General features: G+C 40.7%; 11 protein-coding genes. 8 read left to right on the top strand and 3 right to left on the bottom strand.

The annotated features are described in order from the left end of the window. Positions 1-37: 37 nt before the first annotated feature. Positions 38-1,273 carry an HD domain-containing protein gene (locus BUE31_RS10500; protein ID WP_073403213.1) on the bottom strand — a complete coding sequence of 412 codons (1,236 nt, stop codon included), beginning with the start codon at positions 1,271-1,273 and terminating at the stop codon, positions 38-40. A 249-nt stretch (positions 1,274-1,522) separates the two neighbouring features. Between BUE31_RS10500 and BUE31_RS10495 the strand changes: the two genes are divergently transcribed. From BUE31_RS10495 to BUE31_RS10475, 5 genes are all read left to right on the top strand, one after another. Continuing rightward, positions 1,523-3,076 carry a T9SS response regulator signal transducer PorX gene (locus BUE31_RS10495; RefSeq protein ID WP_073403211.1) on the top strand — a complete coding sequence of 518 codons (1,554 nt, stop codon included), beginning with the start codon at positions 1,523-1,525 and terminating at the stop codon, positions 3,074-3,076. A 210-nt stretch (positions 3,077-3,286) separates the two neighbouring features. Then, the gene (gene tsaE / locus BUE31_RS10490; protein WP_073403209.1) at positions 3,287-3,703 is read left to right on the top strand and encodes a tRNA (adenosine(37)-N6)-threonylcarbamoyltransferase complex ATPase subunit type 1 TsaE; all 417 of its coding nucleotides are present in this window, start codon (positions 3,287-3,289) and stop codon (positions 3,701-3,703) included. A gap of 51 nt (positions 3,704-3,754) precedes the next feature. Then, positions 3,755-4,981: an alanine dehydrogenase gene (locus BUE31_RS10485; RefSeq protein WP_073403207.1), complete on the top strand. Its 1,227-nt coding sequence runs from the start codon at positions 3,755-3,757 to the stop codon at positions 4,979-4,981. Positions 4,982-4,983: 2 nt separating this feature from the next. After that, positions 4,984-5,664 carry a M15 family metallopeptidase gene (locus tag BUE31_RS10480; protein ID WP_073403205.1) on the top strand — a complete coding sequence of 227 codons (681 nt, stop codon included), beginning with the start codon at positions 4,984-4,986 and terminating at the stop codon, positions 5,662-5,664. A 113-nt stretch (positions 5,665-5,777) separates the two neighbouring features. Next, the gene (locus BUE31_RS10475; RefSeq protein WP_073404215.1) at positions 5,778-6,764 is read left to right on the top strand and encodes a YihY/virulence factor BrkB family protein; all 987 of its coding nucleotides are present in this window, start codon (positions 5,778-5,780) and stop codon (positions 6,762-6,764) included. A gap of 101 nt (positions 6,765-6,865) precedes the next feature. On the opposite strand, the gene BUE31_RS10470 is transcribed toward BUE31_RS10475, so the two are convergent. Further along, positions 6,866-8,191 carry a D-alanyl-D-alanine carboxypeptidase gene (locus BUE31_RS10470; protein ID WP_073403203.1) on the bottom strand — a complete coding sequence of 442 codons (1,326 nt, stop codon included), beginning with the start codon at positions 8,189-8,191 and terminating at the stop codon, positions 6,866-6,868. An 86-nt stretch (positions 8,192-8,277) separates the two neighbouring features. On the opposite strand from BUE31_RS10470, the gene BUE31_RS10465 reads away from it, so the two are divergent. Beyond that, a complete protein-coding gene (locus tag BUE31_RS10465; RefSeq protein WP_073403201.1) occupies positions 8,278-9,486 on the top strand; it encodes an aspartyl protease family protein in 1,209 nt (402 codons plus the stop codon). A gap of 186 nt (positions 9,487-9,672) precedes the next feature. Continuing rightward, a complete protein-coding gene (locus BUE31_RS10460; RefSeq protein WP_073403199.1) occupies positions 9,673-12,279 on the top strand; it encodes a zinc-dependent metalloprotease in 2,607 nt (868 codons plus the stop codon). A gap of 155 nt (positions 12,280-12,434) precedes the next feature. On the opposite strand, the gene BUE31_RS10455 is transcribed toward BUE31_RS10460, so the two are convergent. After that, positions 12,435-12,701, bottom strand: a complete 267-nt coding sequence (locus BUE31_RS10455; protein ID WP_073403198.1) for a hypothetical protein — start codon at positions 12,699-12,701, stop codon at positions 12,435-12,437. 212 nt (positions 12,702-12,913) lie between these two features. Here BUE31_RS10455 and BUE31_RS31600 point away from each other — a divergent pair, with 212 nt between their 5' ends. Then, complete coding sequence (locus BUE31_RS31600; RefSeq protein ID WP_083619681.1) at positions 12,914-13,819, top strand: collagen-like domain-containing protein; 906 nt, start codon at positions 12,914-12,916, stop codon at positions 13,817-13,819. Positions 13,820-13,832 lie beyond the last annotated feature (13 nt).

Genomic DNA, 13,832 nt, shown 5'->3' with positions numbered 1-13,832 from the left:
TCAGCTATGTATAGATAACTTACTCAACCTAATCAACTCAATCCAACCTAATCAACTCCTTTTTATAACAAAGTATGTGTTTTTTTACGGTTTTTGCTAATGCTCCCAAATTTGAGTTATCGCTGGCTTCCGTAATGTCTTTTATTGATCCATCTTTCATCAGGATCCAAATATTGCCATCGCCTGGTTTATAGGCTTTGTTACGGATGGTATCTTCAAATACAAAGTAGGATGCCTCATGCTCGCTGATGTTGTACTTTTCAACCGCTCTCTTTATCAGTTTGGCAATAAATTGTTTATCAGGCGGCTCGTTGGTAATGTCAACTTTGTACAAATCGCGCTGAACAAGGTCTTTGCATAATTTTGATAAAACAAAGTCATCATTCCCTTCCCACATCTTTACGGCTGCCATAATATCGGTATCGTCCAGGCTGGCAAAGGTTTCCAGGTAATGATCCTCATTCATAAAAGCATCGCGGCTGACAGGCTTTTTCAGGAATTTGCTCAGTGCAGGTGTTGTGAAAATTTCTTCTCCCTGCATGGCCAGCTCGCGGCTGCGTTTCAATATTTTTACCAGCGTTTGTTCTGCCGCTATTACCGTTTTGTGCAGGTAAACCTGCCAGTACATTAGTCTTCGGGCTATCAAAAACTTCTCGATAGAATAAATGCCTTTTTCTTCAACCACTATCTGGTCGTCAATTATGTTGAGCATTTTGATGATCCTGTCAGAACTGATCACACCTTCAGAAACACCTGTAAAAAAGCTATCACGATTCAGATAGTCCAGCCTGTCCATATCAAGCTGACTTGATACCAGTTGATGTAAAAATTGGTGCGGATAGTTCCCCTCAAAAATATTTATAGCCATGCTAAGCCTGCCGTTAAATTGCAGGTTAAGCCTTTGCATAATCATGGTGGAGATATCTTCGTGTGAGATATTTTCAACTATACTTTCTTCCAGCGCGTGCGAAAACGGGCCATGGCCTATATCATGCAGTAGTATAGCGATGGTAACAGCTTCTTCCTCCTCAGGCGAAATTTCCTGCCCCTTATTGCGCAAGGTTTCAATGGCCATACTCATCAGGTGCATAGCGCCCAACGCATGATGAAAACGGGTATGCAGCGCGCCGGGATACACCAGGTGAGTCATGCCCACTTGCTTAATATACCGTAACCGCTGAAAATAAGGGTGTTCAATCAGGTCAAATATCAGCTCCGTAGGGATACTGATAAACCCATAAACAGGATCGTTAATTATTTTCTTTTTATTCAATGTGGATATAAACTGTGCAAAAATGTTAAATAAAGGTAATAGCTGTGTCTTATATTTGTTAATTTATGTTAATCCCTTTAATAAGTTACAACAAAAGCCGTGCTTTGGGGTTTAATATTTTTGTCTGAACCCGGATTTATAAGATTTTAACGATTTACAGATTAAAATACTTAATTTCATCTATCCGGTCAATCCATAAATCCCCTTAATCCCGGTTCAGAAACATACATACTACTTAAAATATATACCATGCAGGATACCACCATATTATGGGCTGATGACGAAATTGACCTTTTAAAACCCCATGTACTTTTCTTAACCGAAAAAGGCTACAAGCTTACTACCGTAACCAATGGCAACGATGCTGTTGAAGCGTTCAAAAATAACCATTTCGATCTTGTTTTTTTAGATGAAAATATGCCCGGCTTAACCGGCTTGGAAACATTGTCGCAAATAAAAAATATCAATAATGATGTTCCTATTGTTTTGATCACCAAAAACGAGGAAGAATACCTGATGGAGGATGCCATAGGCTCAAAAATTGATGATTACCTGATTAAGCCGGTAAACCCGAAGCAGATTCAGCTTACTATAAAAAAACTTACTGAAAATAAGCGCCTGGTTACCGAAAAAACTACCATGGCTTACCAGCAGGATTTCAGGAACCTGGGCATGACACTGAATGATAACCTGAGCTACCAGGAATGGGTTGACGTTTATAAAAAACTCATTTACTGGGAACTGGAACTGGAACAACTTGAAGATGCCGGGATGCACGAGATCCTGACCCTGCAAAAAGCTGAGGCCAATGTTCAGTTCTGCAAATTTATTGAACGTAATTATTTAAGGTGGTTAAAAGAGCCGGAAAATGCACCGATCAACTCGTCACAGTTACTTAAAAAGAAGGTTTTTCCGCTGCTTGACGGAAAAGGGCCGGTGTTTTTTATTTTGATTGATAATTTACGTTATGATCAGTTTAAGATCATCAATCCTATTTTAACAGAATATTTCAGACTGGAAGAGGAAGATGCTTATTACAGCATATTACCAACTGCCACCCAATATGCACGTAATGCCATCTTCTCGGGCCTGATGCCTTTGGATATGGAAAAACGCTACCCCGAAATGTGGCAGAATGATGAAGACGAAGGCGGAAAGAATTTATTTGAAGGCAACTTTATTACCGACCAGCTAAAACGTGTTATGCGCAGGGATGTTAAACACTCTTATCATAAAATTTTAAATATTGATGAGGGCCGTGCGCTGAATGAGTCGGTAAGTAACCTGATGAGTAATGAGCTGAATGTGGTGGTTTACAATTTTGTTGATATGTTATCGCATGCACGTACGGATATGCAAATGATCCGCGAACTGGCAAGTGATGATGCCGCTTATCGTTCATTAACGCTGTCGTGGTTTGAGCATTCGCCACTGTTTGACCTGCTTAAGTTTTTAGCTGCAAAACAGGTAAGGGTTGTTATCACTACTGATCACGGCACTATCCGGGTTAAAAATCCAAGTAAAATTGTGGGCGACAGGAATACCAATACCAACCTGCGTTACAAACAAGGTAAAAACCTGAACTTTAACCCGAAAGAAGTATTCCATGTTCGTAATCCGCATGATGCTATGCTGCCCAAGCTGCATGTAAGCTCAAGCTTTGTGTTTGCCAAGGAAGACAGCTATTTTGTTTACCCAAACAACTACAATCATTTTGTTAACTTTTATAATGAAACTTTCCAACACGGGGGCATTTCATTAGAAGAAGTTTTGATCCCGATTGCGGTTTACGGGCCTAAGTAAAATATTATTTTTATTTTTGATCGTCTGCTTACTTGTCATTGCGAGTTGTCTGAACCATGATTTACTTGATTTAAAGATTTCTTGATTTGCTTAGATCATGATAATCCATTAATCCCATAAATCATGGTTCAAAAAAATAATGCGATGAAGCGGCATAAGACTTACGAAGTTTTCAAAACTTCGTAAGTCTGGCTCAAAGAAATAACACCTATGCTTTTAACCGCCAGCTCTCTTACTCAACTTCCGTCCATCGCATCTGAAATAGTTTCATTTGCAAAAGACACGCGGATCTTTCTTTTTTATGGCGATATGGGCGCAGGCAAAACCACGCTCATCAAATCGCTATGCGAAAGCCTGGGTACAACTGAACCGGTAACAAGCCCTACCTTCTCCATAGTAAACGAATATACCGGCACAAAAAACAGGATCTATCATTTTGATTTTTATCGCCTGAAAAACCAAACTGAGGCGCTGGATATGGGCTACGAAGAATACTTTTATTCGGATGCTTACTGCTTTATTGAATGGCCCGAAAAGATTCCCGACTTGCTGCCTGCACATTATATCAATATTAACATTAAAGCGCTTGATGATAATTCCCGGCAGATAATTATTAAGCAAATTTAATTTAACTTAAACGTTTTTTGCTTAACTTCATCAGCCAGAAATTAATACATAATGAGTTCAGGGAAATATAGTGGGTTTTCAGACATTGCGAAGCAAGCTTTGATGCAGCCCCAGGAGTCAATGCTGGAGGTAAAGAATAAAAAAAATAAACTTTATATCGGAATTCCCAAGGAGATCTCCTTCCAGGAAAACAGGATCCCGCTAACACCTTTATCTGTTGCCCTATTAATAAATAACGGCCACGAAGTAATGCTGGAAAGCAATGCCGGGCAGGCTGCCAATTTTTCGGATAAGGATTACAGCGAGCAGGGGGCACAAATTGTTTACGATACCAAAAAATTATACGAAGCGGATATCATCATAAAAATAGCTCCGCCAACGCAGGGCGAGATTGAGATGATGAAACCCGGTCAAACGCTGATCTCGGCGTTGCAGTTATCAACCCTTAAGTCTGAAACCATTAACGCACTGATCAGTAAAAAGATCACCGCGCTTTGTTTTGAGCATTTACGTGATGAAGGCAATTCATTAAGCGTGGTGCGAGCCATGAGTGAAATTGTTGGCGCTACATCTATATTAATAGCGGCAGAATATCTGAGCAATATATTTGATGGTAAAGGTTTAATGTTGGGAGGCATAACAGGTGTGCCGCCAACCGAAATTGTAATATTGGGCGCGGGTACTGTGGGCGAGTATGCAGCCCGGGCTGCTATATCGCTGGGAGCCGAGGTGAAAGTTTTCGATCCTTCAATTTATAAGCTGCGCAGGCTGCAAAATAATATAGGCAGCCGGGTATTTACCTCGGTAGTGCAGCCTATAGTTTTAGAAAAAGCCATAACCACCTGCGATGTCGCCATAGGCGCTATGCGCGCCGAAGATGGCAGGAGTCCTTGTATTGTATCAGAGGCAACAGTAAGCCGGATGAAGCCTAATTCGGTTATCATTGATGTAAGTATTGACCAGGGGGGCTGCTTTGAAACATCAGAGGTAACTAATCATACTCACCCCGTTTTCAGAAAACACGATGTTATCCATTACTGTGTGCCTAATATAGCATCGCGGGTTGCACGTACGGCTACTTATGCACTTACCAATATTTTTGCACCTATTTTGCTGGATATCGGTGAGCACGGCAGCTTGAAAGACTTGATCTGGGCAAAATCGGGCATGCGCGATTCTGTTTATATTTATAAAGGACAACTGACCAATAAGTATATCGGCGAGCGGTTTTCCATTCCCTGCAAAGACCTCGACCTGCTTATTGTTTCCCATCGTTAAATATGAAACGTTGTCTTTTGTTCAATCTTTTTGTAATGATCTTTAACATGGCTTTAGGGCAGCACTATAAATATATTGATAGCTCAAAAGTAATGGGACTGAAAAGCTATCAGCAGGAAATAAAAGAGCATCCTGATTCGCGCCTGGTAGAAATTAAAAAATACATTCCTGAAATTGTATTGGATATAAGATATGCTACTACGAATAATTTTACGCACCATCGCATGTATCCGCAGGCCCGGGCTTTTGCCAGACTGCCGGTTGTAATGGCTTTAAAGGATGTGGAAGCCGATTTGAAAACCCGAGGACTAGGGTTAAAAATATATGATGCCTATCGCCCCTATACTATTACCGAAAAGTTTTACGAAGTAACCCCCGATACCAATTTTGTTGCCGATCCGCGTAAAGGTTCCAAACACAACCGTGGCTGCGCTATTGATCTGAGCCTTGTTGATTTAAAAACAGGTAAAGAGTTGGATATGCCAACAGGTTTTGATGGCTTTAGCAGAAAGGCCGGTGCCAACTATCCTGATTTACCCCAACAGAAAATTGTAAACCGGGAGCTGCTGAAAAGTGTAATGCAGGCACACGGATTTAAGGTTATAGCAACAGAATGGTGGCACTATGATTTTAACGGATGGGCAAATTATCCGCTGCTTGATATTCCATTTTCAGCTATTTGATAGTAAATGATTTAAAACCCCCACGCAAACATTTTTGGTTATTAAATATTGTTATAAATGATAGTTAATAAGGTGAAACAATATTTTAGTTTACAATGGCATTTAAAACCGGCATGAAAATTTTCAGTATAGCATATTTTAAGGAATTCTGGAGAGTATTGGTAGCAACCTTTATGGGTTTTATTAGTGATAATGGCTTAAAATTAAGTGCCTCATTAGCCTACTACACCATTTTTTCAATAGCACCCTTACTCATCCTCGTTATTTCAATAGCTGGCCTGGTTTGGGGGCATGATGCAGCAACAAACGCTTTATACCCGCAAATTGCCCATTATATAGGTGCGCAGGCAGCCCTTCAGGTGCAAGATATATTAAAGCATCTTCAGCTGTCGGGCAAATCAGGCACTGCCGTCATTATTGGGGTTGCCGTTTTATTAATAGGTGCAAGCAGCATTTTTGTAGAAATCCAGGATTCATTGAATATTATTTGGAGAGTAAAGGCTAAACCCAAAAAAGGCTGGTTAAAATTGGTCCAAAACAGATTTCTCTCATTTTCATTAATTATAAGCCTGGGGTTTTTACTATTAGCATCATTATTGGTGAATTTTATTATAGATGCATTGGGGAAAAGAATAGAACACTTTTTACCAGCAATAACCGGCCCAATATTAAAGGGGGTAAACCTGGGCATTACGCTTATTGTAATTACAACATTATTTGGGATAATATTTAAGTTTCTGCCTGATGTTAAAATCCGGTGGAAAGACGTGCGGTCGGGGTCAATTTTTACGGCACTCCTTTTTATGCTGGGTCAGTATGGTATAAGCTTGTATATTCAATACACAGCACAAGGTTCTGCTTATGGTGCAGCGGGTTCAATTATTGTTATTTTAGTCTGGATCTATTACACAGCTGCCATTTTATACATAGGCGCCGAGTTTACGCAGGTTTACGCCGAAGCAATTGGCAGCCATATTGAACCTGCAGATTATGCCGTAAGTGTTCAGCAAACCGAAGTTTTAAAAGAAGTATCCGTATTGCCTGCCCAAAACCCCGAGCTTAAGGGAGCATTGAAGCCAGGTGCTAAAGGAAGTTCATAGTTGATGGTTCATAGTTCATGGATTATAGTAGTTGCAGTGCCGTGTTCTATTTATCACCCACTACTTTTTTTAGCTATGAACCATGAACCATCAACTATGAACTAATACTCATCATGTATAAAAGTAATTATCCGCACCACCTCATCTCTTACTTCAGTAACCGGGCGGGTAAAATTATTGTTCATGAATGAAAAGGCCAGGCGCTTTCCTTTTTTGGTAACAAGGTAGCCGCTTTGGTTATAATTATTTGAAAATGATCCCGTTTTGGCCCAAACAAATGGTTGGCCTTTGTCTGTTTTGTAGAGCCTTTTGATAGAGCCCGTTGTGCCGCCTGTGGGAAACAGGCTATGTACCAGGGCTTCATTTTTTACTTCATCCAAAATTTTGCATAAAAGAGCTATTATACTCCGGGGTGTAAAAAGGTTATAACGTGAAAGGCCGGAACCATCAACCCATTGCGGTGTATCAGGCAAATCATTTAAAAAATGAGCTTTTGAATAATTTATCACCGAGTCGGTGTTAAGGCTATTGAATTTTAACGATGAGCAAGCCAGCAAAAGTTGCTCGGCTATAAAGTTATCGCTGGGTTGCAGCATCCGCCTGTAAACAGAATCGGCATTGGCATTGTATATTGTTTTTACATCTGCAGAGATAGGCATATGTACTAACGTTACCGGCTGTTTTAAGGTATCCATTAATAAAGTCGCCGTTAATTCAGCGCTTGTTTTCCAGGGGATTTCCTGTTTAAAGCTTTGCGGCAGCGGCATAAAAGGATAAACAAAAATGTTGCTCGAAAAGTCGCGCTTTACCATGAATTTACCGGGCCGGTAGCTGCTGTCGCGTTTTAAATATTTTTTAAAGTATGCAGGCCTTATTTGCAGCGAGTCATTTTTATCAGCATATAAAACAGCTACATTATCTTCAATAGGCAACTCTGTTATTTCGGCCTGGTAATAATCATTATAATCGTCCCAGGCCCAGCCCGCGCCATAAAAGGGACTGGTGTAATTGCCTGGCGAAAAGAATAGTTTTTTACCACTATTCTTTAAAAAGCTTAAGCCATTAGTGGCTTTTAAATCGCTGTGCAAAAATGAAGGGTCGCCGGTCCCCCAAAATATCAGGGAATCATTACGAATAATATATTTTAATGCCGGCACTGAGTCGCCGAGCATTTTGAGGCATGTATAAAAGGTAAAGAGTTTGGTGTTTGAGGCGGGCGCGAAATATTTATCATCATTAAGCTTATAGATCATTTTTTTATTATCCAGGTCATACAATGCAAACCCGGTAAAATGGTCATTCATTATCTGTGAATGCTTAAACAGCTTTTTTATTTTCCTTTTTCTTATTTTACCCGCATCAGCATTGTGAAAAGATATAAAAAGGCTAAAAACGGCCATTATTAATATATATACTTTTCGTTGCATAGGTGTTAATTTTATATGATTAATGCGTATATTTAGTAACCAAATATAAACGTTTGCTAATTAGACTTTTTCATATACCAAAACACTTGCGTGTTGCTGTACTGTTAATATTATTATGTTGCTGTCACCTGGTTGCCAATGCACAATATTTTGACCTGCAAGGCAACAGTAAACGTACCACCATTCCTTTTCGCATGATAAGGGACATGATAATTATACAGCTAAATATAAATAATAAAGGCCCTTTTAATTTTATTTTAGACACCGGGGTTGGCCTTATGCTGATAACCGACCCAAAGCTGGTCGACTCCATAAACATAGTTAGTAAACGCACTTTAAAAATATCCGGAATTGGCGAGGGCGATGCTTATGAGGCCTATGTTACCTCGGCCTTAAACGTACAGATCCACGGCCTGGTTAGCTATGACGTTGCTTCGGCTATATTAAAGACCGATCATTTTGGCCTTTCAAATTATGCAGGAATTCCTATTCATGGCTTGTTGGGGTATGAATTTTTTAATAACCTGGCAGTTAAGATAGATTTTTCGGATAGTACCTTATCCGTTTCAAGGCCTGTGAATATGAAGCTTTTTAGAAAGGCGAATAAGATACCTCTCACAATTGAAGACCGGAAACCATACATACATACGAAGATACTTTATGCTGACGGGGCTAAAACCGATAATAAACTGATACTTGATCTTGGTGCCGGGCACTCTTTATCACTTGAAAATGCTATTGAGGCACACGGCCTTCCTGAAAAATTTGTAAGAGCCAATTTGGGGGTGGGGCTAACGGGGCCGGTAAACGGCTTTTTAAGCAGGATAAAAGAGATTGATATTGGGAAGTTTAAAATAAAGGATGTGATAACTTCTTTTCCGGAAGGCGAACAATATAAATCACTGTCGATAAAACGCGATGGCAACCTTGGTATTGGGATACTGAAACGATTTGCAGTTATTATTGATTATCCTGACAGCGCTTTGTATTTAAAGGAAGGACTAGATTTTAAGGCTCCTTTTGAGCACGATATGAGCGGTTTGGAATATTATAGCGTCGGAGATGAATTTAACCACATAATTATAAGCAGGGTTGAGCCGGGCTCGCCCGGGGACGCGGTTGGATTGGAAAAAGACGATGAAATACTGGCTATAAATTTGAAACCTGTTGTAAAAATGACCCTCGAACAAATTGACGCTATTTTTAAGTCACAGCCCGACCGCAGCCTGCTGCTGGAGATCTATCATGATAACAAGAAAGATAATGTGATATTAACTTTAAAGCGACGGATATAATAATCCGGATATTGATTATTGAACTCTTCCCAACACCTGGCGCTTATTAACCACGCCTTTAATATCCCCCTATAAGGGTGAATTTACCTGTTAAATTGTAACAAAAATGTTGCTATTGCTAAATGGATTGTATTTTGCATAAGTTTACATTTTAGCCCCGATTATTTAAATTATTAATTTATATATATGACCAAATTAATACGCACAAACACTTACTTATGCCTAACCACAATTGTTATTGCCATAATTGCAGGTTCCTGTAAAACAAAAAAGGATGCAACAGCGCAAACAGTAACTATTAAAACTACAGCCACTGCTGCAGGATCAAGCGCTACAGCTACAATTAGCCCTGCTAAAAAAGAAGGAATTAAAAAATTCGGCGATTTGATCCCGCCTAAAACCAAGGGTGATAGTGGTCTTTTTAATACTTATAAAGTTGATGGTAAATATTATTATGTGATCCCCGATTCATTATTGAACCGCGAAATGCTGGTTGTTACCCGGCTTGCTAAAACGCCTACTAATATAAAGGTATCAAACCAGCAATATGGAGGTGAAGAAACAAACGACCAGGTGTGGAAATGGGAACGCCATGATAAGCAAATATTTATCAGGGTGCCCAGCTACTCTGTAAGGGCTGATAGCACAAGCGATATGTACCGGTCAGTAAAAAACTCAAACCTTGATGTGGTGCTGGCATCATTTGATATAAAGGCATATAATAAGGATACCACTGGGGTTGTAATTGATGTAACCGATTTTTATAATGGCGACATAGCTGCAATAGGGATCACAGACGATGTAAAGAAAGCCTATAAAATTTCTGCTTTAGATAATTCAAGGTCATTTATTGATACTATAAAAAGCTTCCCGATAAATACAGAAGCCCGGGCTTTAAAAACATACCGGTCTACAGAATCGCCAACAGATAATACTAATGCAGCTATAACATTTGAATTAAATACTTCCATGTTGTTATTGCCAAAAACGCCAATGAAAGCGCGTTTGCGTGATGACAGGGTAGGCTTTTTTGGACAAAGCCAAACTGATTACGGAACAGATGCACAAAAAGCCGAGGTAACATCATACATCCACAGGTGGCAACTGGAGCCTAAGGACGAGGCGGCCTATGCCAGGGGAGAGCTTGTTGAGCCCAAAAAACAGATAGTTTTTTATATAGATCCTGCCACACCAAAAAAATGGGTGCCATATTTAATACAGGGAATAAACGATTGGCAAAAGGCTTTTGAAGCAGCCGGGTTTAAAAATGCTATTATTGGCAAGGCTGCCCCAACCGCAAAGGAAGATCCTGATTTTAGCACAGAAGATGCCCGTTACAGTGTGGTAAGATACTTTGCCTCAAATATTGAGAATGCTTACGGGCCGCATATATCTGACCCGCGAACTGGTGAAATACTGGAAAGCCATGTGGGCTGGTACCACAACGTTATGCAGCTATTGCGCGATTGGTATTTTGTACAAACAGCGGCGGTAAACCCCGAAGCGCGTAAAGCTAAATTTACTGACGAGCAAATGGGCGAGCTGATCCGTTTTGTTTCATCACATGAAATTGGTCATACACTTGGCCTGCCGCATAACTTCGGCTCAAGCTATGCTTATCCGGTTGATTCATTACGTTCAAAATCATTTACCGATAAGCATGGTACAGCACCGTCAATTATGGATTATGCCCGTTTTAATTACATTGCCCAGCCCGGCGACGGTGTAACACATTTATACCCTCAAATAGGCGAATATGATATGTGGGCAATTAAATGGGGCTATACCTGGTTCCCAGGTAAAAAATCTTCTCACCAGGAAAAAGAGATCCTTGACGTTTGGACAAAAGAGAAGGCAGGTAACCCGCTTTATTTCTACGGGCGACAAGGAACAAGCATTGACCCACGCCTGCAAAACGAAGACCTTGGCGATAATGCGATGAAAGCCAGTACTTACGGTATAGCGAACCTGAAACGTATTTTACCAAATATTGAAAAATGGACTTACCAGCAGGGTGAAGACTATGACGATTTGCAGAGCCTTTACGGTGAAGTTTTAACCCAGTTTTACCGATATATGGGGCATGTTGCAACAAACATTGGCGGTATGAACGAGAACTTTAAAACGTACGACCAAAAAGGCCCGGTTTATGACTTTGTTGCCAAAGGGCTTCAACGCGACGCGGTACTGTTTTTTAATAAGGAATTATTTACAACGCCATTGTGGATGATAGATAGCCAGGAACTTGGTAAATTTGATAACGGTGTAATGCTTAACCGGATTAAAAGTGTACAGGTTGGCACATTAGGAAATGTGCTTTCGCCTTCAAGACTGGCGCGCATGTATGATAATGAAACAAGGAACGGAAGTAAGGCATACACTGTAGCTGAACTGCTTACCGATTTACGCGGCGGAATCTTTACAGCCGGTCGCCCGGACGCATTTAAGCGTAACCTGCAACGCGGTTATATTGAAAATTTGAAAAGCCTGCTAAATGATGATTTCAAGGGCTTTCCCGGCGTATCGGCTGCGGCATTGGCTAACTTTGGCTTAACGCCTATAAACATGGCCTTGTCTGATATAAGGCCAATGGTGCGCGCCGAATTAAAAACAATTGACTCAAAATTGCCAAAAGGAGGGGATGCAATTACAGATGCTCATTATATTGATTTGCATCAACGGATAAAAGAAGCTTTAAACCCAACAAGGGCAGTTGTGAATTTCCCTGCTGCAGTGGGTGGACGTGGTTTAAATGAAGATTTGCCTGTTAAAAGTGATTTAGAAAACTATTAAACTGCCCCAACAGCGATTTAAAAAATAAATTGTATACTAAAAAGAAACCCCGTCTGGTAAAACAGACAGGGTTTCTTTATTTAGTAGCTTGAGTAAGCGTGATATGTAATGTAAAATAACCTTTTAACTAACCTCTGATCTCTGGTCTCCAATCACTACAATTGACTGATGTTCTCAAAAAAAGCTGTTTGCAAATCAAGAAGCGATTTTACATTTATTGATTCGCCATACGCGTCGAAGCATAAAAATTTCGAATTTTTCAAGTCATTGTTCTTGGCTCTTTCAAAAAAATTAAAAGTTTCGAAAAAATAATGATTGGTTGTGATGTTGTTTTTATTGGTTTGCGACCCATTTAGCCGGAAACCGATCACATCAATCCAATTGTGCACTTTTGAGTGCAGAGAGCCATTAATATTAGTCATAGGTTAATGTTTTTTTATCTTTAACGAAAATCGTGCCACATTGTTACCCCGGTACCATATTACTTTTAAACACTTGTTGGGCGTTGCGGCACAAATCAGTATTGTTTAATTTATAAAATTGCAAGCAATTTTTGTTCATTAAACAACAATTGTAACTAATTTGAAATAGTTACGTAGAAAGTGATATTAACAAACAATTATCATACTTGAATATGAAACCACTTAGACTTTTATTGCCAATTTTATTTATATGCCTTTTTAGCATTACAGCTTGTAAAAAAGATAAAACGTCAGGACCAGCCGGCGCAACGGGCGCAACCGGCGCACAGGGTGCAACCGGCGCACAAGGCGCTGATGGACCACAAGGGCCGGCAGGACCAGCGGGCGGACCAGTAGGGCCGCAAGGACCAAAAGGCGATACCGGTGCAGCAGGTGCACAAGGAGCTACAGGAGCAACCGGCCCGGCAGGAGCAATAGGAGCAACCGGCCCGGCAGGAGCAACGGGTGCAACAGGAGCAACTGGCGCCACTGGTGCACAGGGACCAACTGGTGCACAAGGCCCGATAGGAGCAACAGGCGCTACAGGTGCAACAGGGGCTACTGGTGCTAAAGGCGATACAGGTGCCGCTGGCGCTACCGGAGCTACCGGAGCCGCGGGCGCAACAGGAGCTACCGGAGCCGCAGGCGCAACAGGTGCCACCGGAGCTACTGGTCCACAGGGACCAAAAGGCGACAAAGGTGATACAGGCAATGCCGACGTTCAGAATTTTCTGCTGATAGATAAAGGTGTTGTTGTGGCGGGCTTAACAAAGTTTACCATACCTGCAATTACACAGGCTATAGTTGATTCAGGAACTGTATTGGTTTACTTGCGCAACACAGGGTCATCTTCTGGCTGGTACTCGTTACCATATTCTGAAGCCGGCCATACTATTAACTTCAATGATTACGGTGTAGGATATATTGACCTTAAGGCTAACTTTACCCAAACATCCGGAATTGATTTCAGGGTAGTAGTAATTCCCGGTACCGCAATTACCACATTAAATGCAACCAACCCTCACCTTAATGTGAAAAACTTTAACGAAGTAGCATCAGCATTGCATTTATCAAACTAAGTTTATATTTAAA

This window comes from Mucilaginibacter sp. OK098 (assembly GCF_900142915.1).
Taxonomy (GTDB): domain Bacteria; phylum Bacteroidota; class Bacteroidia; order Sphingobacteriales; family Sphingobacteriaceae; genus Mucilaginibacter.
Note: the sequence above shows the minus strand (reverse complement) of the source record. Positions and strands in the feature narration are given on the sequence as shown.

Bases quoted from the DNA above. Each gene is read 5' to 3' on its own strand.
- BUE31_RS10475 (WP_073404215.1), top strand. From the start codon at position 5,778: ATGAAAATTTTCAGTATAGCATATTTTAAGGAATTCTGGAGAGTATTG.
- BUE31_RS10470 (WP_073403203.1), bottom strand. From the start codon at position 8,191: ATGCAACGAAAAGTATATATATTAATAATGGCCGTTTTTAGCCTTTTT.
- BUE31_RS10455 (WP_073403198.1), bottom strand. From the start codon at position 12,701: ATGACTAATATTAATGGCTCTCTGCACTCAAAAGTGCACAATTGGATT.
- tsaE (WP_073403209.1), top strand. From the start codon at position 3,287: ATGCTTTTAACCGCCAGCTCTCTTACTCAACTTCCGTCCATCGCATCT.
- BUE31_RS31600 (WP_083619681.1), top strand. From the start codon at position 12,914: ATGAAACCACTTAGACTTTTATTGCCAATTTTATTTATATGCCTTTTT.
- BUE31_RS10495 (WP_073403211.1), top strand. From the start codon at position 1,523: ATGCAGGATACCACCATATTATGGGCTGATGACGAAATTGACCTTTTA.
- BUE31_RS10480 (WP_073403205.1), top strand. From the start codon at position 4,984: ATGAAACGTTGTCTTTTGTTCAATCTTTTTGTAATGATCTTTAACATG.
- BUE31_RS10485 (WP_073403207.1), top strand. From the start codon at position 3,755: ATGAGTTCAGGGAAATATAGTGGGTTTTCAGACATTGCGAAGCAAGCT.
- BUE31_RS10460 (WP_073403199.1), top strand. From the start codon at position 9,673: ATGACCAAATTAATACGCACAAACACTTACTTATGCCTAACCACAATT.